The sequence below is a fragment of the Paralysiella testudinis genome (assembly GCF_016894345.1).
Classification (GTDB): Bacteria; Pseudomonadota; Gammaproteobacteria; order Burkholderiales; family Neisseriaceae; genus Paralysiella; species Paralysiella testudinis.
Genome location: NZ_CP069798.1, coordinates 2,535,396 through 2,555,606 on the forward strand (window position 1 = coordinate 2,535,396; position 20,211 = coordinate 2,555,606).

The 20,211-nt window shown below is 55.9% G+C and carries 22 protein-coding genes; 10 read left to right on the plus strand and 12 right to left on the minus strand.

Annotation, left to right across the window (positions count from 1 at the left end; all coding sequences use genetic code 11):
• The first annotated feature begins 326 nt into the window (after positions 1-326).
• The gene (locus tag JQU52_RS12905; protein ID WP_230338873.1) at positions 327-1,319 is read left to right on the plus strand and encodes an extracellular solute-binding protein; all 993 of its coding nucleotides are present in this window, start codon (positions 327-329) and stop codon (positions 1,317-1,319) included.
• 134 nt (positions 1,320-1,453) lie between these two features.
• Positions 1,454-1,897 (plus strand): ribonuclease HI, encoded by a 444-nt coding sequence (rnhA, locus tag JQU52_RS12910; RefSeq protein ID WP_230338874.1) that lies wholly within the window; start codon positions 1,454-1,456, stop codon positions 1,895-1,897.
• A gap of 493 nt (positions 1,898-2,390) precedes the next feature.
• Here the strand turns inward: rnhA and rep are convergent, their stop codons facing one another.
• From rep to thiD, 4 genes are all read right to left on the minus strand, one after another.
• Positions 2,391-4,394 (minus strand): DNA helicase Rep, encoded by a 2,004-nt coding sequence (gene rep, locus JQU52_RS12915; protein WP_230338875.1) that lies wholly within the window; start codon positions 4,392-4,394, stop codon positions 2,391-2,393.
• A 124-nt stretch (positions 4,395-4,518) separates the two neighbouring features.
• The gene (locus JQU52_RS12920) at positions 4,519-5,583 is read right to left on the minus strand and encodes a metal-dependent hydrolase (RefSeq protein ID WP_230338876.1); all 1,065 of its coding nucleotides are present in this window, start codon (positions 5,581-5,583) and stop codon (positions 4,519-4,521) included.
• A 30-nt stretch (positions 5,584-5,613) separates the two neighbouring features.
• Positions 5,614-6,306 carry a uracil-DNA glycosylase gene (gene ung, locus JQU52_RS12925; RefSeq protein WP_268866648.1) on the minus strand — a complete coding sequence of 231 codons (693 nt, stop codon included), beginning with the start codon at positions 6,304-6,306 and terminating at the stop codon, positions 5,614-5,616.
• 51 nt (positions 6,307-6,357) lie between these two features.
• Positions 6,358-7,182 (minus strand): bifunctional hydroxymethylpyrimidine kinase/phosphomethylpyrimidine kinase, encoded by an 825-nt coding sequence (gene thiD / locus JQU52_RS12930; protein WP_230338878.1) that lies wholly within the window; start codon positions 7,180-7,182, stop codon positions 6,358-6,360.
• Between the two features lie 281 nt (positions 7,183-7,463).
• On the opposite strand from thiD, the gene JQU52_RS12935 reads away from it, so the two are divergent.
• Positions 7,464-8,753: an ATP-binding protein gene (locus tag JQU52_RS12935; RefSeq protein WP_230338879.1), complete on the plus strand. Its 1,290-nt coding sequence runs from the start codon at positions 7,464-7,466 to the stop codon at positions 8,751-8,753.
• On the plus strand, positions 8,754-9,290 hold the full coding sequence (locus JQU52_RS12940; protein WP_230338880.1) for a response regulator transcription factor: 537 nt from the start codon (positions 8,754-8,756) through the stop codon (positions 9,288-9,290). It begins immediately after the preceding gene.
• A gap of 97 nt (positions 9,291-9,387) precedes the next feature.
• On the opposite strand, the gene panB is transcribed toward JQU52_RS12940, so the two are convergent.
• The 5 genes from panB to pcnB all read right to left on the minus strand — a co-directional run bounded on the left by panB (position 9,388) and on the right by pcnB (position 13,356).
• A complete protein-coding gene (panB, locus tag JQU52_RS12945) occupies positions 9,388-10,182 on the minus strand; it encodes a 3-methyl-2-oxobutanoate hydroxymethyltransferase (protein ID WP_230338881.1) in 795 nt (264 codons plus the stop codon).
• A 205-nt stretch (positions 10,183-10,387) separates the two neighbouring features.
• Positions 10,388-10,705 (minus strand): DMT family transporter, encoded by a 318-nt coding sequence (locus JQU52_RS12950; protein WP_230338882.1) that lies wholly within the window; start codon positions 10,703-10,705, stop codon positions 10,388-10,390.
• A 114-nt stretch (positions 10,706-10,819) separates the two neighbouring features.
• The gene (locus tag JQU52_RS12955) at positions 10,820-11,452 is read right to left on the minus strand and encodes a deoxynucleoside kinase (RefSeq protein ID WP_230338883.1); all 633 of its coding nucleotides are present in this window, start codon (positions 11,450-11,452) and stop codon (positions 10,820-10,822) included.
• Positions 11,453-11,485: 33 nt separating this feature from the next.
• Positions 11,486-12,007 (minus strand): 2-amino-4-hydroxy-6-hydroxymethyldihydropteridine diphosphokinase, encoded by a 522-nt coding sequence (gene folK, locus JQU52_RS12960; protein WP_230338884.1) that lies wholly within the window; start codon positions 12,005-12,007, stop codon positions 11,486-11,488.
• Positions 12,004-13,356: a polynucleotide adenylyltransferase PcnB gene (gene pcnB / locus JQU52_RS12965; protein ID WP_230338885.1), complete on the minus strand. Its 1,353-nt coding sequence runs from the start codon at positions 13,354-13,356 to the stop codon at positions 12,004-12,006. Before pcnB ends, folK begins: the two co-directional genes overlap by 4 nt.
• Before the next feature lie 381 nt (positions 13,357-13,737).
• On the opposite strand from pcnB, the gene JQU52_RS12970 reads away from it, so the two are divergent.
• The 4 genes from JQU52_RS12970 (at position 13,738) to purE (ending at position 15,989) form a co-directional block, all read left to right on the plus strand.
• A complete protein-coding gene (locus JQU52_RS12970; RefSeq protein ID WP_230338886.1) occupies positions 13,738-13,923 on the plus strand; it encodes a DUF3460 family protein in 186 nt (61 codons plus the stop codon).
• A 14-nt stretch (positions 13,924-13,937) separates the two neighbouring features.
• Entirely contained in the window at positions 13,938-14,603 is a 666-nt protein-coding gene (locus tag JQU52_RS12975; protein WP_379061061.1) for an O-methyltransferase, read from the plus strand.
• A 31-nt stretch (positions 14,604-14,634) separates the two neighbouring features.
• Complete coding sequence (locus JQU52_RS12980; RefSeq protein ID WP_230338887.1) at positions 14,635-15,321, plus strand: tetratricopeptide repeat protein; 687 nt, start codon at positions 14,635-14,637, stop codon at positions 15,319-15,321.
• 176 nt (positions 15,322-15,497) lie between these two features.
• A complete protein-coding gene (gene purE, locus JQU52_RS12985) occupies positions 15,498-15,989 on the plus strand; it encodes a 5-(carboxyamino)imidazole ribonucleotide mutase (protein WP_230338888.1) in 492 nt (163 codons plus the stop codon).
• Between the two features lie 173 nt (positions 15,990-16,162).
• Here the strand turns inward: purE and clpA are convergent, their stop codons facing one another.
• Positions 16,163-18,454 carry an ATP-dependent Clp protease ATP-binding subunit ClpA gene (gene clpA / locus JQU52_RS12990; protein WP_230338889.1) on the minus strand — a complete coding sequence of 764 codons (2,292 nt, stop codon included), beginning with the start codon at positions 18,452-18,454 and terminating at the stop codon, positions 16,163-16,165.
• A gap of 128 nt (positions 18,455-18,582) precedes the next feature.
• Complete coding sequence (gene clpS, locus JQU52_RS12995) at positions 18,583-18,900, minus strand: ATP-dependent Clp protease adapter ClpS (protein ID WP_230338890.1); 318 nt, start codon at positions 18,898-18,900, stop codon at positions 18,583-18,585.
• A 231-nt stretch (positions 18,901-19,131) separates the two neighbouring features.
• Between clpS and JQU52_RS13000 the strand changes: the two genes are divergently transcribed.
• Together JQU52_RS13000 and JQU52_RS13005 are read left to right on the plus strand one after the other, a co-directional pair.
• Positions 19,132-19,335, plus strand: a complete 204-nt coding sequence (locus tag JQU52_RS13000) for a cold-shock protein (protein ID WP_230338891.1) — start codon at positions 19,132-19,134, stop codon at positions 19,333-19,335.
• Positions 19,336-19,446: 111 nt separating this feature from the next.
• On the plus strand, positions 19,447-19,680 hold the full coding sequence (locus JQU52_RS13005; protein ID WP_230338892.1) for a DUF1653 domain-containing protein: 234 nt from the start codon (positions 19,447-19,449) through the stop codon (positions 19,678-19,680).
• A gap of 87 nt (positions 19,681-19,767) precedes the next feature.
• Here JQU52_RS13005 and JQU52_RS13010 read toward each other — a convergent pair whose 3' ends face one another.
• Positions 19,768-20,142, minus strand: coding sequence for a hypothetical protein (locus JQU52_RS13010; protein WP_328300622.1), 375 nt, complete (start codon positions 20,140-20,142; stop codon positions 19,768-19,770).
• Positions 20,143-20,211 lie beyond the last annotated feature (69 nt).

Here is a 20,211-nt window from a genome sequence, read left to right on the forward strand (position 1 = left end):
TATTCCTATTCCAATTTATCATAAACCTTGCTAGAATGCAGCCATAAGAAAGCCGCCCTACCCATGCGGGTTTGGCGGCTTTCTGTTGATGTTACACCAATCCTAAAAAATAACCTAACTGCGTTGGCTCGCCTTAGCGCAAAGCGAACGACTTTGTAAGGCGTAGGCGCGCCAACAAACTCTGTTCCGTACTACTTGTACTGTCTGCGGCTCAACTCAAAGAGAACGATTTACTAAGGTGCTGAAGTACCAAGTAAATCAGTTCCGCCTTGTTATCTTATTTTTTAGAATTGGTATTCTATCCAACCCAATCAAAGGAAAATGGAATGTTGAAAAAAACATTGGCTGTTTCAATTGCCCTGGCCGCGGCCATCCCCGCTTATGCCGACACACTGGTGGTGTATTCTTCCCGCGCCGAACACCTGCTCAAGCCGATTGTGGCCAAATACGAGCAGCAAACCGGTACCAAAGTACAGCTGGTGCAAGATTCCGCCGGCCCCTTGATGGAAAAAATGCGTGCCGAAGGCCGCAACTCACCGGCGGATGTGTTCATCACCGTAGACGGCGGCAATTTATGGCAGGCCGGCCAAATGGGCTTGCTGCGCCCCATCAACTCGAATGTGCTCAAAACCAATATTCCGGCACACTTGCGCGACCCGAAAAACGAATGGTATGGCCTGTCGGTACGCGCACGCACCATCTTCTACAATACCGACAAAGTGAAACCGGCCGACATTTCCAGCTATGCCGACTTGGCCAACCCCAAATGGAAAGGCCGCCTGTGCCTACGCACTTCCAATAATGTGTACAACCAATCGCTGGTGGGCACCATGATGCAAAATCTGGGCGCCAAAAAAACCGATGAAATCGTGCGCGGTTGGGTGCGTAATCTGGCCGTAGCGCCCTTCCCCAACGACACCGCCATGATGGAAGCCATTGCCGCAGGTCGTTGCGATGTGGGCATTGGCAACACCTATTACTATGGCCGCCTGATGGATCAAAAGCCCAACCTCAAACTGGGCATTGCCTTTGCCGACCAAAACGGCCGCGGCACCCATGTGAATGTGTCCGGCGCGGGCGTGGCCAAATACAGCAAACAACCGGCCGCCGCGCAAAAATTCATCGAATGGCTCTCCGGTGCCGAAGCGCAAAACCTGTTTGCCGACCTAAACCATGAATACCCGGCCAACCCGCGCATCAAGCCCGATGCCAAAGTGGCGCGTTGGGGCAGCTTCAAGCAAGACGTTATCAATGTATCGGTGGCGGGCAAAAACCAGAAACAAGCCGTGATGTTGATGCGTCGCGCCGGTTATCAATAATTTTTGGCCGCAGCCAAACACAACCGCCCGCCCCAACGCCGGGCGGTTTTTTGTGGGCACACGCAATGCCTTTTCGCTTCTGCGCCCGCTTTTTGTTATGATGGCCACCCTCTCTTAAGCATGGCGGTCAATCCATGGACAACGCGGTTTCCTTGTATACCGATGGCGCCTGCAAAGGCAATCCCGGCGTGGGCGGCTGGGGTGTGCTGATGCGCTATGGCAGCCACGAAAAAACCCTCTACGGCGGCGAGCCTGCCACCACCAACAACCGTATGGAGCTGATGGCGGTAATAGAAGGCCTGCGCGCGCTTAAGCGCCCGTGCACGGTGGATATATACACCGACAGCAAATACGTGATGCAGGGCATGAGCGAATGGATTAGCGGCTGGAAAGCGCGCGGCTGGAAAACCGCCAGTAAGCAGCCGGTGAAAAATGTGGATTTATGGCAGGCGCTGGATGCCGAAACCGCCCGGCACCACGTGCGCTGGCACTGGGTAAAAGGCCACGCCGGCCATGCCGACAACGAACGCGCCGATGCACTGGCCAATCAGGGCGTGGCGCAAGTGCTGGCCAATTAATGCCAACCAACATACTTTCAGGCAGCCTCAGATCTTTGCAAAACCAGATATCTGTCGCACCCGCGAAGGCGGGTGCCCAGTGCAAAGCCGCGCTTTGCTTATCTTGCACATTTCTAAAAATAATCAATTTTATATAGAATCAAATATTTAATTATTTTGCGTTTGATGGTGGTGGTTTGTCTGATAACTGAAGCTGTGCTTCAGACTAGGCTCCTGCCTACGCAGGAGCGACAGAACAGGCATTTTGCAACAGTCTCAGCCTACACCCCAAAAATCAACAAAAAAAAACCCGGCGCATAAATGAGCCGGGTTAAACAAACACAAATCAAGTATATCCACTCAATAATGCTTGCGCATTATGAAGACTTACTCTGCTTAATAATAGCAAGCCTTATACCAAACACAGAATATTGATTTTAAACAAATAATCTATAAGCATAATTTAACCTTTACGGCCATTTCTGCGCAGCAGGGGCAAAACTGCCGCATTTTGTCAGCCGCCCTGTTTTTTGTCGGCCAGCATCGCCAACATGCCGGAGAGGCGGCTTTTGCCTTCGGCTTGGCTCACAATCGGGGCGCCGCCTTTGCGCCCCAATACGGTAATGTCTTCGGCGGGCATTTCGTCGATAAAGCGGCTGGGTTCGGGAAACTGCCATTGCCCGGCGCGTTTGCGTTTGATGCAATGGGTGAGCACCAATTTTTTCTGTGCGCGGGTGATGCCCACATACATTAGGCGGCGCTCTTCTTCGATATTGCCTTCTTCCACGCTGTCGCCGTGCGGAAACAGCCCTTCTTCACAGCCCACCAAAAACACCTGCGGGTATTCCAGCCCTTTGGAGGCGTGCAGGGTGGACATTTTCACCGCATCGGTTTCTTCTTCATCGCGCCCTTCCAGCAAGGTCATCAGCGCAATGGTTTGGGCGATTTCGAGGATGTTTTTGCCGTCTGCCTCGCCTTTGCGGCCAATCCAGGCGGCCAAGTCTTGCACGTTGCGCCATTTGATTTCGCCGCTTTTGCCTTCTTCGCTGAGCAAAAGGTGGTTTTCGTAGCCGATGTCTTGCAGCAGGTTTTGCAGCAGGCTGCCCGCGGCCTCGCTGGCGGCGCGGCTTTGGTGTGCTTGCATCAGCGCCATAAATTGCTGTAAATGCTCACGGTTTTTGCTGTTTAATTCGGCCAGCGCTTCCATGCTCTGGGCTGCCTGAAACAGGCTGCAATGGGCGATTTGGGCATAGGCGTTCAGCTTGGCCAAGGTTACGTCGCCCACGCCGCGGCGCGGGGTGGTGACGGCACGCAAAAAGGCCGGATCGTCGTCTGGATTGGCCAGCAGGCGCACATAGGCCAGCACATCTTTGATTTCGGCCTTATCAAAAAAGCTTTGCCCACCGGAGAGGCGGTAGGGAATATGGCGGCTGCGCAGGGCTTCTTCAAACACGCGTGCTTGGTGATTGCCACGATAAAGAATGGCAAAATCGGCATAATTCACCTTATCGCCGCCAATCAGCTTTTGATGGGCAATGCGCCCCACCACCACTTCGGCTTCGTGTTGTTCGTCTTTGCAGGCAATCACATCCACCATATCGCCCAAGCCGTATTGACTCCACAGCGTTTTGGCAAACAGCTTGGGATTGTGGGCAATCACTTGGTTGGCCACGCGCAGGATGCGGGCGGTGGAGCGGTAGTTTTGTTCCAGCTTAATCACTTTGATTTGCGGATAGTCGCTTTGCAGCAGGCGCAGGTTTTCCACATTGGCGCCGCGCCAGGCATAGATGCTTTGGTCATCGTCGCCCACGGCGGTGAATTGACCTTCGGCACCGGTAAGCAGGCGCATCAGTGCGTATTGGCAAGTGTTGGTGTCTTGGCATTCGTCAATCAGCAAATAGCGCAAACGGTGTTGCCAGCGGTGGCGCACTTCGTTGTGATCGCGCAGGATTTCGGCGGGCAGGCGGATTAAGTCGTCAAAATCCACGGCTTGATAGCTGGTTAAGGTGTCTTGATAGCCCGCATAGAGCTGCGCCATTTGCCGCTCCCATTCATTTTCGGCTTGCAGCAAGGCGGTTTCAGGCAGCGTGAGGTCGTTTTTCCAGCGTGAAATGCGGTTTTGCGCTTTAAATACTGGCTCGCGCCCGCTGCTGCCGAGCAGCTCGGCAATGATTTTGCTCGCATCGGCGGCATCCAATATGGAAAACTGCTTTTTATAGCCCGCCCGCGCCGCTTCTTCGCGCAAGATGCGCATGCCCAGCGAATGAAAGGTGCACACGGTAAGCCCGCGCGTTTGCCCTTTGCCCAACAGCTTGCCGATGCGCTCCTGCATTTCCCGCGCGGCTTTGTTGGTAAAGGTGATGGCGGCGATTTGATGCGCCGGATAGCCGGCTTCGGTAATCAGGTAGGCGATTTTTTGGGTAATCACCCGTGTTTTGCCGCTGCCCGCACCGGCCAGCACTAAAAGCGGCCCGCCCAGATAATGAATGGCTTCGTGTTGTTGGGGGTTGAGTTTCATGGTTTTGTATTTTTGAAGCTTGCGGCAGTAACGAGTCAGCAAAGCGCTGCTTTGCACTGGGCACCTGCCTGCGCAGGTGCGACGCGGGAGGGGTTTACAATGGTGTTTCAGGCAGCCTGAAATCCTATCGGTTATCTAGCGCCTGCCGCCCGTCACCCGACAAAGCCCAGCTCGCCAAGGGCAGGCTTTGGCGGCTGTCGAACATGCGCTGCCACAGCAGCGCCAGTGATTGGCCTAGGTCGCCCAAATCGTCTTCATGGCGGTAGGGGGTAACGGTTTGCCAGCGCCCATCGGTTTGCTTTTCGGCCATCACAAAGCGGAAATTATGGCGGCCGGGCACGCCCATGCGCAAATCGGTCACCACCAGCTGGCCGTTGATGTCGTCTAGGCGCAGCCAGCCGTCGCTAAACCAGGCCAGGCGTTGATACAGCGCATCGTGCTGCAAGGGCGCGGCCAGTGCCAAGCCTTGCGGCTGGCGGATAAATTCGGGCGGGGTTTGGTCGAGCCAGCCGCTCACGGCGTCGATATAGTCGCCATTATCGGTTTCGGCCACCACACGGTAGAGTATGGTGTTCAGCGGCATGGGTGTGGCCATAATGCGTTTTACCGCAATGCCTTGTTGTGCCAAGGCTGCCTGAACCCTTTGCTGGTGGTGGTATTGGCCATAGGTGCCCCAAGCCAAGTAGGCGCAGCCCCACAGCAAGGTGGCCGCCAAGGCTTTTTGCGCCGCCGCGCTTATGCGGGTGGCAAGGGCATACACACAGGCGGCCAGCATGGGCAGGGTGTAGAGCGGGTCGATGATAAACACGCCCGACCACTGCTGCGGCGTGGGCGTGAGCGGCCACCACAATTGGGTGCCGTACACGGTAAACGCATCCAACAGCGGATGCGTGACCAGCGCCAAACACAAGGTAGCATACAGGCGGCCAAAGCCATAAGCGCTGTGCGGCCAGCGTTTTTTAATCAGCCATGCCAACACCAGCGCCAGCAACGGCAACACAAACAGCGAGTGGGTAAAGCCGCGGTGATAAGTCATAGCCGACACCGGGTCGGCATAGCGAATCAGCACGTCCAAATCGGGCAAGGTGCCGAGCATGGCGCCGTAGAGCAAGGCTTTACGCCCTTGATAGCGTCCCATGCCCACGCCCTGAATGGTGGCGCCGAGCACGGCTTGGGTGAGTGAATCCATGGTGTTTTATTCTTCCGTTTCAGGCAGCCTTTAAACCTGCCAATCAATCGCCGCCAGCCCTTGCTGCTGCAAATAAGCATTGGCTTGCGAAAAATGTTTGCAGCCGAAAAAGCCGCGATAGGCCGACAACGGCGATGGGTGCGGTGCGGTGAGCACGCAATGGCGGCTGCGGTCGATAAACGCGCCTTTTTTCTGCGCATGGCTGCCCCACAGCAAAAACACCAGCCCCTCACGCTCTTGGTTGAGCATGGCAATCACGCGGTCAGTAAAGGTTTCCCAGCCCAGCGCAGCGTGCGAATGCGCCTGCCCGGCGCGCACGGTGAGCACGGTATTGAGCAACAATACGCCCTGCTCGGCCCAATGCTGCAAGCAGCCGTGTGCCGGGATTTGGAAGCCGGCAATGTCGTCGGCCAGCTCTTTGTAAATATTCACCAGTGAAGGCGGCGGCGCTATTCCGGCCTGCACCGAAAACGACAAGCCGTGCGCCTGCCCGGCGCCGTGGTAAGGGTCTTGCCCCAGAATCACCACTTTTACTTGCTGAAATTCGGTGGCCTTAAAAGCATTAAACACATCGGCCGCCGGCGGATACACCAGCGTGCCGGCCGCGCGTTCGGCTTTGACACTGTGCAAAATCTGCTGAAAATAAGCCTGTTCTTTTTCAGCACCAATCGCCTCATGCCAGCTTTGCATGGTTTTGACTTTCTTATTTGAAGTTTCAGGCAGCCTGAATGGCTGCGGCTATCGTGATGGAATCGTTTGGATGAAACACACCGTTTAATCGCCGTAAAAACGCCAAAAATGCGCCAAAGGCCCGTGGCCGCCGCCCAATTGCCAATTTTGGCCTGCGGCAATCGCGCCGTGCACATATTCTTTGGCTGCGGCCACCGCAGCGGCCAAATCGCTATGGCGCGGGCGCAAAGCGGCAATGGCAGACGACAAAGTGCAGCCGGTGCCGTGGGTGTGGTGGCTGTGGATGCGCGGGCGGCTGAAGCATTGGGCAGGCGCATCGGGGCTGAGCAGCCAATCCGCCGCTTCATCGCTATCGGCCCAATGGCCGCCTTTGAGCAACACCGCCGCTGCGCCTTTATTCAGCAAAATCTGCCCTTGCGCCAACATCTCGTTTTCATCGAGAGCCGGTGCTTGGCCGCTTAAGGCCGCCAGTTCGCTTAAATTGGGTGTCACCACATCGGCCAGCGGCAGCAGCTGGGCACACATGGCCGCCACGGTGTTTTCCAGCGCCAAACCGTCGCCCGAAGTGGCCACCAGCACCGGATCGAGCACCACAAACGGCAAACGGCGGCAGCGCAACACCGCGGCCACCGCCTCAATAGCGGCCACATCGGCCAACATGCCGATTTTCACCGCATCAATGCGCATATCGTCCAGCACCGCATCGCATTGTGCGGTAATCATTTCCGGCGGCAACGCCTGCACCGCCCGCACGCCGCAGGTGTTTTGCGCGGTGATGGCGGTGATGGCGCTGGCACCATACGCCCCCAATGCGGCAAAGGTTTTTAAATCGGCTTGAATGCCGGCACCGCCGCCCGAATCAGAGCCGGCAATGGTGAGCACACGCGGGAAAGGCGGATGAGATGTCATGGCAATGGCCGCAGCAAAACGAAACCGCCAAAGTGTACCATATCGCCAAGCAAGCCAATAATGGACATACCCATTTATCCAAGGCTGCCTGAAAAGAAAACCAAACACGCATAAAAAACCACCGTTGCGCAAGGGCAGCGGTGGCAAAAGGTCTTCTGGAAAGAACGGCTTCAGTATGCCGCCAAACTAAGCACAAAACAATGCGGCATATTGTCGCAAAAATCCGTTTCAGGCAGCCTTGGTCATTGTTTTGGCTGTGTAGTTCGGCTACAGTGGCGGCCATGAATCTGCGCTCACACACCTTTTCCCAAGCCGCCTACGCGCCGGTGCTGCTGTTTACCCTGCGTGCGCGCTGGCTGTTTATTGCACTGATGCTCATCGGTTTGCTGGGCACTTGGGCGCTGGCGTGGCCGGTGCCGTTGCTGCCCTTATCGCTCACGCTGCTGTTTTTGGCCGCCGCCAACGGTTTACTCAGTGTATGGCATCGCCGCCACGGCCCCGAGCATTTGGTGGAGCTGGGGCTGATTGCCGACATTCTTACCCTGAGCGAATTGCTCTACCTCACCGGCGGTATCGCCAACCCCATGGCCTCGCTGTATCTGCCGCCGTTGCTGCTGGCGGCCTTGGTGTGCTCGGTGCATTTTGCTTGGGGCATGGCCTTTGTGTGTGTGACCACTTATTTTCTGCTGTTTCAGTTTCATCTGCCGTTTCCGGTGCCCAGCCAAGAGCCCGATTGGCTGTTTCGCATCCACATCGGCGGCATGTGGCTTACCTTCGCCCTTTCCGCTGCATTGATTACCGCCTGCATCACCTGGCTAATACAGGCGCTGAACTGGCGCGAAAACCAATTGCAACGCGCCCATGCGCAACAGCAGCAAAACGAACAAGTGCTCTCGCTGGGCATTGAAGCCGCGCACACCGCCCACAAACTCTCCACCCCGCTCAACAGCCTGCTGCTGCTCACCGACGAATTGCAGGCGCGCACCGATCTGCCTGCCGAAGTAAGCCAAGATTTGGCGCTGATGCGCAGCCAGCTCAACCAATGTCGCGACGTGCTGTGGCAGCTCAAACCCAAAGACCAGCCGCAAGCACGCCAACAGCCCACTTGGCTCTACGCCACCCTCAACGCCCAGCTGCGCCACTGGCACAACCTGCGCCCGGAAGCCCACTACACCTGGCAGCAACACAGCCCGATTGCGCCCGATGTATGCGTGCAGCTCGATCCCTTGTTTTGGTCGGCATTTTTAAATATCCTCAACAACGCCGCCGATGCCGGCAAACAAAGCGTGGCGCTGGAAACGCGCATCACCGCAGCGCAAACCCTGATTATCGGCATCCGCAACCGCAGCGGCTTTTTATCCGAAGCACAGCTGCGCCACGCCGGGCTGAACGCACAGCAATCCGACAAACCGGCCGGACTTGGCATGGGCGTATTGCTATCGCACGCCACCTTGGCGCGCATGCAGGGCAGCCTCACCCTGCAAAACCACCACGACGGCGGCGTGTATGCCGAAATCCGCCTGCCGCTCACCCCTTGCACCACACCCTGCCCACCCACCAAGGCTGCCTGAATGAAACACTTTTTATTGGTCGATGACGACGAAATCTTTGCCCACCTACTGCAACGCGGCTTTGGCCGCCACGGCCTAACATTGGATTGGGCGGCCAATAGCGATGCCGCCTTGGCCTATCAAGGCCAGCCCGACGGCATTATTCTGGATTTGAACCTGGGCGGCGACAGCGGCCTGCAACTGCTGCCGCGGCTGGTGCAGCAATTTCCGGCCAGCAAAATCGTGGTGCTCACCGGCTACGCCAGCATCAGCACCGCCGTGAGCGCCGTTAAACTGGGCGCCTGCCAATACCTGCCCAAACCGGCCGACGTGGCCACCTTGCTGCAAGCCTTTGGCAACGACAACACCACCGTGGCCGAAGACAACCAACAAACCCCCATCGCCGAACAAGGCCCTTCCTTGCAACGGCTCAAATGGGAACACATCCAATTTGTGCTGCAACAACACCAAGGCAACATCTCCGCCACCGCCCGCGCACTGAATATGCACCGGCGCACCTTGCAACGTATGTTGGCCAAACATCCGGTAAAAAAATAAGCCAAGTAATCATAAAGGCTGCCTGAAAGCCAAGCTTCTGCGAAGCTCAAACCTTTCAGGCAGCCTTTAATCAAGCAGCCATCACAGCATCGTTTACTCAAGCCGCAAACGTATGCTCCGCCGCCGGGAAGCTGCCGTCTTTCACGGCCGCCACATAAGCGGCCACCGCGTCTTGGATGCTGGCTTGGCCGTGCATAAAGTTTTTCACAAAACGGGCGGTTTTGCCGGGAAAAATGCCGAGCATATCGTGCATCACCAACACTTGGCCGTCGCAATCCACACCGGCGCCGATGCCGATGGTGGGGCAAGCCAAGGCTTGGGTAACTTGCTTGCCCAGCTCTGCCGGCACACATTCCATCAGCACAATATCGGCACCGGCGGCTTCGTGCGCCCGCGCATCGTTCAGCAATGCTTGCGCCGCCGCATCGCCCTTGCCTTGCACGCGGTAGCCGCCAAAGGCGTTTACCGACTGCGGCGTCAGGCCGATATGGGCGCACACCGGAATGCCGCGCTGTTGCAAAAAGTGGGTGGTGTCTGCCATCCATTCGCCGCCTTCCAATTTCACCATATGCGCCCCGGCGGCCATCAGCTCGGCCGATGCCGCAAACGCCTGCTCACGGCTTTGCTGGTAGGCACCAAACGGCAGGTCGGCCACAATCATGGCGCTATCGTTGCCGCGCGCCACCGCAGCGGTGTGATAGCACATATCGGCCAAGCTCACCGGCAAAGTGGAGCGGTGCCCTTGCACCGCCATGCCCAGCGAATCGCCCACCAGCAACAAATCCACGCCCGCCTGATTCATCAGTGCGGCAAAGCTGGCTTCGTAGCAGGTGAGCATGGCGATTTTGCGGCCTTCGGCCTTCATTTTGCGTAAGGTATTTACAGTAATCATATTATTGCTTCCTTTTGTATGGGCAAGATGGTGTTCAGGCAGCCTAAGAGCTTGTTTATGATCTTTTTTGTAGCCGATTTTAGTGCAGAAACGGGTGCAGGCAAGGCAAAAAGCACAGCCAAAGCCAGCTTTGGCGCGCATTTTTAACACAGCATGCGCCTGTTTATGCGCTGAAAGCAGCACAACAAAAGATTGTAAACAGGCTCTAAGCGCTCAGCTTCAACACCACCACGCCGCCGATAATCATCGCCACGCCCAGATAGCGCCCCAAGCTGGTGGGGTCTTGAAAAAACCACACGCCCACCAAAAAGGTGCCCGCCGCACCAATGCCGGTCCACACCGCATAGGCGGTGCCGATGGGAATCTGCTTTTGTGCCAGCCACAATAAAAACCCGCTCACCGCCATGCAAACCACGGCGCCAGTAATACCGGCCAAGCGCCATTGCGGCTGTTGCGATAATTTAAACCCCACCGGCCAGCCGATTTCAAACAGCCCGGCCAAAAACAGGTATAGCCATGCCATGCCCGCTCCTTATAATGATTAATGTAATCTTGTAAATGTAGTTATAAGCTTGTTTTAAGGCTGCCTGAAAGCCAATGTGCGTAATGAATACGGCATCAACCATCGGGTTCGGCACTACTCACTCAAATTCAAATAATGGCGGCTGCCCTTCATATTGGCCATGGTGCGCAGCAGCAGCTCGAAATGGTCGTCGTTGCCGATAAAATCAAGCTCGTCGGTATTGGCAATCAACAAGGGCGCGTGTTGGTAGAGGTGGAAAAAGCGGCGGTATTCTTGGTGGATTTGCTGCAAATAGCCTGCCGGAAACACATTCAGCATGCCGTCGTTGCGTTGGCGCAGGCGTTTTTCCAGCACGTCGTTGCCTGCTTCCAGATAAATCACCAAATCCGGCACCGGAAATTCCGGCATCACTTTTTGTTTGAGCTGCCAATACAGGGTTTGCTCGTCGTCACGCAGAATCACCGGCACATAAATTTGGTCTTTTTCCAGCAAAAAATCGGCAATCACACGCTGATTGCGCTCGTCTTCGGTTTGGATGACACCCAAGGCTTCCACACGGCGCACCAGAAAATGCAGCTCGGTGGCCAGCCCGTGGTTAGCCGCATTGAGGTAAAACGGCTCCAGAAACGGGTTGCGTTGCGGCGCTTCGGTGAGCAGCATGGCATCGAAGTATTCGGCCAAGCGGCGGCTCAGTGCCGATTTGCCGCTGCCAATCGATCCTTCCACCACGATATAACGGTAATCCATAGCCATTCCTGTATTTTCGGTATATTTGAGCGATTAAATCCATGTTGGCGGCGGCGCTAGTACCACCACATCATCCTGGGGTGCCGCTTGGCGCAGTGCCGCAGCCATGGCAGCGGCGCTATCGCGCTGGCCGGGCAGCACATAATCGGGGGCGATTTCGGCCAAGGGCGCCATCACAAACTGACGCAGATGCGCCCGCGGGTGCGGCAGCTCAAGTTCGGTGCTGTGGCTGCATAGGCCGGCGTAGTCGATAATGTCTAAATCCAGCGTGCGCGGGGCATTGCGAAAATGGCGCACGCGGCCAAAGCGGTTTTCAATCGCTTGCAGCGCCAGTAACAAAGCGGGCGGCGGCAAGGTGGTTTGCAGCAACAACACGGCGTTAACAAAATCGGGCTGGTCGGCATAACCCACCGGCTTGGTGCGGTATAAAGACGACACCGCCGATACCGCCACTTCAGGCAACATCGCAATGGCAGCCACGGCAGCAGCCACTTGCTGCTGCGGCGCATCCAGATTGCTGCCCAGCGCCACCACCGCGGTTTTGGCCGCACTCATGCCGCCGTACCGCCGCTATTGGCACTGGCGGCTTTTTTGCGTGGCCTGCGGCGGCGTTTTTTTACTTCGCCGCTGTCGGTTGTTGGAGCCGCTTGGCTCATCTGTTGGCGATCTTCTTCCGAGGCTGCCTGAAACTGTTGCCACCATTGCGCCAATTCGGCAGGCACTTCATTCAATTCGGTGCGCAACAGCAAAAAGTCGTAGGCGGCGCGAAAACGCGGCTGCGTGAGCAATTTAAACGGCCGCGCGCCACGGCGGTGTTCAAATTGGGTTTGCAATACCCAAATTTCGCGCATGGTGGCCGAATAGCGCTGCGGCACGCCCCAACCGCGATCCATCTGCCCGCGCACATCGGCAATGGCGCTATTCAATGCTGCCGCCGCACGCATACCTTGCTGCTGATAGTCTGCCCACGCCGCCGCCACTTGCGGCCACAGCACCGCCGCCAACACAAAACCCACCGACACCGATTTGTCGGCACGCAGCCGCGCATCGGTGCTGTTGAGCGACAAAGCAGCGATATTGTGCGCATCTTCTGCCGCCGCGGGCGCCAACACATCCAACAGCGGATGCACTTGGCCGTTTAAGCCCAGCTTTTCCAGCTGGCGCAAACACGCCCGCGCATGGCCGGAAAAAATGATTTTCATCACTTCGTCCACCAGCCGCGCCAGCGGCTCTTGGCGGATTAAATGGGCGTAGTCGGCAATCGGCGCGGCGGTGTTCGGCACCACCTCAAAGCCAAGCTTGCCCGACAAACGCGCCGCGCGCAGAATGCGCACCGGGTCTTCCTGGTAACGCGCCGCCGCATCGCCTATCATCACCAAACGGCGGGCACGCACATCGGCCACGCCGTTTTGGTAATCCACCACCACCTGCCGCACGGGGTCGTAATAAAGCGCGTTGCAGGTAAAGTCGCGGCGCAGCGCATCTTGCTGCTGATTGCCGTAGCTGGCGTCTTTCATGATGCGCCCCTGTTCGTTGTGGGTGTGCGCATCACCGCCGCGATAAGTGGTCACTTCAATCGTTTCCGGCCCCACCATCACATGCACAATCGGAAAACGCCGCCCGATAATGCGGCTGCGGCGGAAAATCTTGCGCACTTCTTCCGGCGTGGCATCGGTGGCCACATCAAAGTCTTTTGGCTCCAGCCCCAGCAGCAAATCGCGTACCGCACCGCCCACCACATAAGCCTCAAATCCGGCCTGGTGCAAACGCTTAACCACTTTTTCCGCCGCAAAGCTAAGCATGTCCACACGAATACGGTGTTCGGCAAACGGCAACACCACCTTCTGCGCCCGCGCGGCGGTTTTCTTTCCGGGTAAAACTTTATGCAGCCATTTTTTCAACATAATAAGCAAGTGAGCCTGTGTGCGAAGTAGAGATTCGTTTGAATTTTGAATAATGCCATATCAAATGATTAAGGCTGCCTGAAACAAACCCTAAAACCGGCCGCCATCATAAAAAAATGCTGGCCGGGCAAAACCGCCACAGTATACCATAGCCCATCAGCACCCGCAGTGGCTGCCCGCGCGGCAATGCTTCACCCCACCGCCCGCCTCGGCTATAATCGCAGCCAACCTCTGTTTTCTAATCGCAAAGAAACTAAATAATCCTACAGCGTTGACTCGCCTTGCCGTACTAGATGTACTGTCTGCGGCTCGCCGCCTTGCATGATTTATTTATTTTCTTTGCTATATCATCGTTTATCTTTATTAAAAAGAGCATCCGCCATGTATCAATACCAATCCGACACCACCCAATTTCTCAACCAATACCTGCAAGAAAACCCGGAAGTGGCCGCCGAGCGCTTGGATAACCGCGCCATACTGTGGGATGTGGAACTCAGCCCGGAGGAGCAATCCGATTTTGCCGCCGCCGCACTGCCGAAAAAACCCTACGCCTACCAGCCCGACTAAACCCGCAGGCACTGATGAGCCATCAAAGCTGGGGCATCCGGCCCGATTTGCAAGCTTATTTGCAGCACATCAACGGCGGCGAAGCGCCGGTATTGCAGGCCATCCGCGCCGAAACCGCCCGCCACCGCAAAGGGCGGATGCACATCGCACCGGAGCAGGCACAAACACTGGTTTGGCTGGCACACTTGCTTAAAGCACAGCATTATCTGGAAGTGGGTGTGTTCACCGGCTACAGCAGCACCGCCATGGCATTGGCGCTGCCTGAACACGGCCGCATCACCGCTTGCGACATCAGCGTTACCTTCACCGACATTGCCCGCCGCTATTGGCAGGAAGCCGGCGTAGCGCACAAAATCGATTTGGTCTTGCAGCCCGCCTTAATCACGCTGGACAACTTACTGGCGCAAGGCCGCCACAACCACTACGACTTGGCTCTGATTGATGCCGATAAACCGCCCACACCGCACTATTTTGAGCGCTGCTTGCAACTGGTGCGTCCCGGTGGCGTGATTGCCATCGACAACGTATTACTCAACGGCCGCGTACTGCACCACAACCACAACGACCCGCCCAGCGTGGCCATTTTGCGCCAATTCAATGCCGGCCTAGTGCACGATGCGCGCATTGTTCCGCTCACCTTGCCGGTGGGCGACGGCCTAACCTTATTGCTCAAACAATAACATCCGTTTAAACACAAACTAAAGGTTTGCCATGCACATCCGCCCCTGCCCCACCCCCTCTGCCCTACTCAGTACCTTGGCATTAGCGGGCTTGCTACTAGGCGGCTGCGCCCATACCCAGCCTGCACCACCCACGCAGCCCGGCAATGATGTCACCACGGCAGCCAACCCATATCCCGACAACCCGGCCAAACCCACACCAACTTGGGCGCGTGCCGATGAAGTGGCGGCCTTGCAACACGAAATGGCCAGCTTGCGCCAGCAAGTCGCCGAGATTCAGCAGCAACAAACCGCCTTAAGCCAGCTTTTGTCCGCCCGCACGGCCTTGGCCAGCGCCCCCACCGACACTGCCGCCCCGTCAAGCAGCCGCTTGCAGCAAGCGCAACAGCAATACCGCGCCGGTTTATATGCCCAAGCCGTGCGCAGCCTGGCCGGTGCCGATGGCGGCGGTAACGGCGATGCCGAAGCGCAAAGCAGCATGTATCTGCTGCTGCAAAGCCACCACCGCCTGAATAATTGCGAATCGGTGATTAACATCGGCAACCGCTTTGCCGGGCGCTTCGCCCGCAATCCGCAAGCCGCCGAAGCGCTGTGGCTGGTGGGGCAATGCCAATGGCAAATGCAACAACAAGACATCGCCCGCGACACTTGGCGCAAAATCATCCGCACTTATCCGGACAGCGCCGCCGCCAAACGGGCAGCACAGCGTTTGAAATAATTGAAATTACGCACCTGTATCCAGTGTCATTATTTTGTTTAGGCTGCCTGAAGCACGCAAATGGGTTACCGAATCCGGTTCGGTAATAACAGATTTTATATTTCAGGCAGCCTTACTTAAGTGCGTACGTAACTTCGTGAAATAATACACACCCAATATCCCACCAAGGAACACATATGATTGAAGTTGGCATCATTATGGGCAGCAACAGCGATTGGCCGGTGATGGAGCACGCCGCCCGTTTTCTGCAACAGTTTGGCGTGGGCTACGAAGCCCGCGTGGTTTCCGCCCACCGCACCCCCGATTTGATGTTTGAATACGCCCACAGCGCCCGCGAGCGCGGCATCAAGGCGATTATTGCCGGTGCGGGCGGCGCCGCACACCTGCCGGGCATGGTGGCCGCCAAAACCACCGTGCCGGTGCTGGGCGTGCCGGTGCCGAGCAAATACCTGCGCGGTGAAGATTCTTTATTGTCGATTGTGCAAATGCCCAAAGGCGTGCCGGTGGCCACTTTTGCGATTGGCGAAGCCGGTGCCGCCAACGCCGCCTTGTTTGCCATTGCCTTACTGGCCAACCACAACGCAGATTTGGCGCAGCAATTGGCCGACTTCCGCACCCGCCAACAACAAAACGTGCTGGAAATGAGCTTACCGCCGGTGCAGGATTAAACCGCCGCTGTTTACGATTAAGCTAAGCAGCAAAAGCGAAAACCGCCCATGGGCGGCTTTCGCTTTTATTTTTGCATCAAGATGATTTTTTCAGGCAGCCTCAATCAATTTAAACTAAAAACCATGCAAAATTAAGATATTAAGGCTGCCTGAAACCCAACCCGCTTTATCACTCAAACATCGGCCTGTGCCAATTTTTTCGATGCCGGCCGTGCCTGCCCAAACCGCAGCACCACTTCGTCTTTTTTGCTGTTGTAGTCGATGAGCACCTCCCCGCCTTCGGCCAAATGGCCAAACAGCAATTCGTCGGCCAAAGCTTTGCGGATGCGGTCTTGAATCAGGCGGTGCATCGGGCGGGCGCCCATGGCGGCATCAAAGCCTTTGTCGGCCAAGAATTGGCGTAAGGCCGGGGTAAATGTGGCTTCCACTTGGCGGCTGAGCAATTGCTGCTCCAGTGCCAGCAGGAATTTATCCACCACGCGCACAATCACTGCAGTGTTTAAGGGTGCAAACGGAATCACCGCATCCAAGCGGTTGCGGAATTCCGGCGTAAACGCTTTTTGTACCGCGCCCATGCTGTCGGCCGCCTCGCGCCGGCCGGTAAAGCCCAAATGCGGCCGCGCCAAATCGGCGGCACCGGCGTTGCTGGTCATAATAATCACGATATTGCGAAAATCGGCGCTGCGCCCGTTGTTGTCGGTGAGGGTGCCGTAGTCCATCACTTGCAGCAACACATTAAAAATATCCGGATGCGCTTTTTCGATTTCGTCCAACAACAACACGCTGAAAGGATGCTTGTTCACCGCCTCGGTGAGCAAGCCGCCCTGCTCAAAGCCCACATAGCCCGGCGGCGAGCCAATCAGGCGCGACACCGCGTGGCGCTCCATGTATTCGGACATATCAAAACGCTGCAAAGGCACGCCCAAAGAATAGGCCAGTTGTTTGGCCACTTCGGTTTTGCCCACGCCGGTGGGGCCGGTAAACAAAAAGCTGCCGATGGGCTTATCGGGCTGTGCTAAGCCTGAGCGCGCCATTTTTACCGCCGCCACCAAGGTTTCGATGGCCATATCTTGGCCGAATACCATGTTTTTTAAATCGCGCGCCAAAAACTGCAATACTTGTTTGTCGTCGTGCGACACGGTTTTGGCGGGAATCCGAGCCACTTTGGCCACAATCGCTTCGATTTCAGCCTTGCCGATGGTTTTGCGCTGCTTCGATTTGGGCAAGGTTTTTTGGGCGGCGGCGGCTTCGTCGATCACATCAATGGCTTTGTCGGGCAAAAAGCGTTCGTTGATGTAGCGTGCCGACAATTCCGCTGCGGCCTGCAAGGCGGCATGGGTGTAGCGCACTTGGTGAAAGCCTTCAAACACCGGCTTTAAGCCTTTTAAAATGGCCACGGTTTCTTCTATGCTCGGCTCCACCACATCGATTTTTTGAAAGCGGCGGCTTAAGGCGTGGTCTTTGTCAAAAATGGTGCGGTATTCGTTGTAAGTGGTGGCGCCAATGCAGCGCAAGCTGCCTTTGGCCAAGGCCGGTTTGAGCAGATTAGACGCATCCATGGTGCCGCCGGACACGCTGCCTGCGCCGATAATGGTGTGGATTTCATCCACAAACAGCACCGCCCGCTCCAATTGCGCCAGCTCTTTGAGCACGGCTTTCATGCGTGCTTCAAAATCACCACGGTATTTGGTGCCCGCCAATAAAGCGCCCATGTCCAGCGAAAACACCACCGCACCTTTAAGCTCATCCGGTGCCATGTCGTTGACCAAGCGGTAGGCCAAACCTTCGGCCAACGCGGTTTTGCCCACACCCGCCTCGCCCACCAGCAAAGGGTTGTTTTTGCGGCGGCGGCACAGGGTTTGCAACAGGCGCTGCATTTCTTCGCTGCGGCCAATCAAAGGGTCAATGCGTCCGGCCAAGGCCTCGCGATTGAGGTTCACCGTATATTGGCTCAAGGCACTGGGTGGTGCTTTTTCTTGCTTGGCCTGCTCTTGCGACTCTGATGCGGCGGGCGCCGCGTCGTGCAGATGCTCGGGGCCGTGGGCAATATAGCGCAACACATCCAAACGGCTCACCGATTGCAAATCCAGAAAATACACCGCATGGCTGTCTTTTTCCGACATCACCGCCACCAGCACATCAACCGGCGATACTTCGTCTTTATCGGCCGACTGCACATGCACCATCGCCCGCTGCAACACGCGCTGGAAACCCAACGACGGCTGGGTTTCCACCTTGTCCATCAGATGCTGGGGCACGGTGGGGGTGTTTTCAATAATGCTGCTGGCCAGCTGCTCGCTCAAAAGGGCAAAGTCCACGCCCACGCCATTGAGAATTTCGGCCACGTCATCGCTGCGCTCCATCAGCGCCAACAGCAAATGCTCCACCCCGATAAATTCCTGCTGCTGCGCACGGGCGCGGGTGTAAGCGTATTGCAGTATTTTTTCCAGTTGCGCGGAAATCATCGAAACCTCCTGTGTGTGCAGATGCGTGGTGTGGCTGCCGATTTAAAATGCATGGTGTTTCAGGCAGCCTTTAAAGCGTGTCAGTAAGCCTATCGGCAAAAAGCTATATGGTTGCAATATACACGGCTTCAAGCCGCTTCCACCACACACTTAAGCGGATACGCCTCAGCTTGGGCGCGGTCGTGCACCTGCCGGCATTTGCTCTGGGCAATGTCTTTTTGGTATACCCCGCACACACCACGCCCTTCATGATGCACCAGCAACATCACCGCAGAAGCTTGCGTAGGCGGCAGTAAAAAAATTTCGGTGAGCACCAGCACCACAAAATCCATCGGCGTATAGTCGTCATTCAGCAACACCACTTTATACCGCTGCGGCGGCGGCACATGGGCTGGGGCTTGGTTTGAATTGGTGCGGGTTTGGTGCTTGATGTTGATGGCAGGCATTGTGGTCTATCATGTCTTTTTAAAAATATTTGTCGGTTTTTTGTCGTATTCTGATGTAATTTCACCCTCTTTGTAAAACATTACTTGACGCACACCCCCAACCTAGGTAAAACGACTAACAGCAAGCAAGGCAGAACCCCAAAACATGGTGTTTGTACTTCACGTCGAATCAGTGATTTGAGCAATGCCGCTTCGCATTTTGTTTAATTGTTTTTAGTATAGGAAGTTTCAATGGCGACTGGTATTGTTAAGTGGTTTAACGACGCTAAAGGTTTCGGTTTTATCACTCCGGACGAAGGTGGTGAAGATTTGTTTGCGCATTTCTCTGCCATTAACATGAATGGTTTTAAAACCCTGAAAGAAGGTCAACGTGTGTCTTTTGAAGTGACCACTGGCCCGAAAGGCAAACAAGCCTCTAATATTCAGGCAGCTTAATGGTTCGGCGGCTTAGGCCGCCAAGCCCATTGCCCGACATGGCAGGTATTCTTACCTGCCATTTATTATTTGGTTTTTCGATTTCACTACTTTATTAAATTGGCGTGGTTTATGTCTGCCACTTCTTTACCGCTTGGCCTCTACCGCCACTACAAAGGCCGCCATTATCAGCTATTGCATGTGGCGCGCCATTCGGAAACCGAAGAATTATTGGCGGTGTACCGCGCGCTGTATGGTGACTTTGGCGTATGGGTGCGGCCATTGGCCATGTTTGGTGAAACCGTAACGCTAAACGGCCACAGTATTCCCCGCTTTGCCTATATCGGCGATAAACAGCAAACATAAAAATACCGCTCTCACAGAAGCGGTATTTTATTTTCAGTACTCAATTCAGGTTGCCTCAAAGGCTGCCTGAAAGCGGATTACGGGTATTCACGCCTTAAAGTGGCGGTCGGCATCTCTCAGCGCCCGGCGTGCCAAGGCCAGATTGGCTTTGGATTTGTCTAACACCGAGAATACAAACAAGCCCGGGTAGCTTTTCATCGGCCGTAGCAGATAATAATACATACCCAAGGTAATCAGCATATCTTCAATCTCATCATCCTGGCCGTCTTTTTCGTGCAGCAAGGCAATGGATTTGATTTCGGCCCGCATAATCTCGGTATTGCCGATGGATAGAATATCCAAGTCAATCGTACCCACACTGCGCCCGTCCAGCAACATGCCGCTTTCATAGTCTACAATTGCACAAGCCAGCGTGCCGCGCATACCCACCAGCTCTTCAATCACCTGCTCAAAATTCACCATATCGCTAAACTTCCCTAGTTGCTGTCATCCACACCCGGCGGCAAGCTTTAACCGCATAGGCACAAATCA

Excerpts from the sequence above, each read along its gene's own strand:
- JQU52_RS12905 (WP_230338873.1), top strand. The coding sequence starts at position 327 with ATGTTGAAAAAAACATTGGCTGTTTCAATTGCCCTGGCCGCGGCCATC.
- rnhA (WP_230338874.1), top strand. The coding sequence starts at position 1,454 with ATGGACAACGCGGTTTCCTTGTATACCGATGGCGCCTGCAAAGGCAAT.
- rep (WP_230338875.1), bottom strand. The coding sequence starts at position 4,394 with ATGAAACTCAACCCCCAACAACACGAAGCCATTCATTATCTGGGCGGG.
- JQU52_RS12920 (WP_230338876.1), bottom strand. The coding sequence starts at position 5,583 with ATGGATTCACTCACCCAAGCCGTGCTCGGCGCCACCATTCAGGGCGTG.
- thiD (WP_230338878.1), bottom strand. The coding sequence starts at position 7,182 with ATGACATCTCATCCGCCTTTCCCGCGTGTGCTCACCATTGCCGGCTCT.
- JQU52_RS12935 (WP_230338879.1), top strand. The coding sequence starts at position 7,464 with ATGAATCTGCGCTCACACACCTTTTCCCAAGCCGCCTACGCGCCGGTG.
- JQU52_RS12940 (WP_230338880.1), top strand. The coding sequence starts at position 8,754 with ATGAAACACTTTTTATTGGTCGATGACGACGAAATCTTTGCCCACCTA.
- panB (WP_230338881.1), bottom strand. The coding sequence starts at position 10,182 with ATGATTACTGTAAATACCTTACGCAAAATGAAGGCCGAAGGCCGCAAA.
- JQU52_RS12950 (WP_230338882.1), bottom strand. The coding sequence starts at position 10,705 with ATGGCATGGCTATACCTGTTTTTGGCCGGGCTGTTTGAAATCGGCTGG.
- JQU52_RS12955 (WP_230338883.1), bottom strand. The coding sequence starts at position 11,452 with ATGGATTACCGTTATATCGTGGTGGAAGGATCGATTGGCAGCGGCAAA.
- folK (WP_230338884.1), bottom strand. The coding sequence starts at position 12,007 with ATGAGTGCGGCCAAAACCGCGGTGGTGGCGCTGGGCAGCAATCTGGAT.
- pcnB (WP_230338885.1), bottom strand. The coding sequence starts at position 13,356 with ATGTTGAAAAAATGGCTGCATAAAGTTTTACCCGGAAAGAAAACCGCC.
- JQU52_RS12970 (WP_230338886.1), top strand. The coding sequence starts at position 13,738 with ATGTATCAATACCAATCCGACACCACCCAATTTCTCAACCAATACCTG.
- JQU52_RS12975 (WP_379061061.1), top strand. The coding sequence starts at position 13,938 with ATGAGCCATCAAAGCTGGGGCATCCGGCCCGATTTGCAAGCTTATTTG.
- JQU52_RS12980 (WP_230338887.1), top strand. The coding sequence starts at position 14,635 with ATGCACATCCGCCCCTGCCCCACCCCCTCTGCCCTACTCAGTACCTTG.
- purE (WP_230338888.1), top strand. The coding sequence starts at position 15,498 with ATGATTGAAGTTGGCATCATTATGGGCAGCAACAGCGATTGGCCGGTG.
- clpA (WP_230338889.1), bottom strand. The coding sequence starts at position 18,454 with ATGATTTCCGCGCAACTGGAAAAAATACTGCAATACGCTTACACCCGC.
- clpS (WP_230338890.1), bottom strand. The coding sequence starts at position 18,900 with ATGCCTGCCATCAACATCAAGCACCAAACCCGCACCAATTCAAACCAA.
- JQU52_RS13000 (WP_230338891.1), top strand. The coding sequence starts at position 19,132 with ATGGCGACTGGTATTGTTAAGTGGTTTAACGACGCTAAAGGTTTCGGT.
- JQU52_RS13005 (WP_230338892.1), top strand. The coding sequence starts at position 19,447 with ATGTCTGCCACTTCTTTACCGCTTGGCCTCTACCGCCACTACAAAGGC.
- JQU52_RS13010 (WP_328300622.1), bottom strand. The coding sequence starts at position 20,142 with ATGGTGAATTTTGAGCAGGTGATTGAAGAGCTGGTGGGTATGCGCGGC.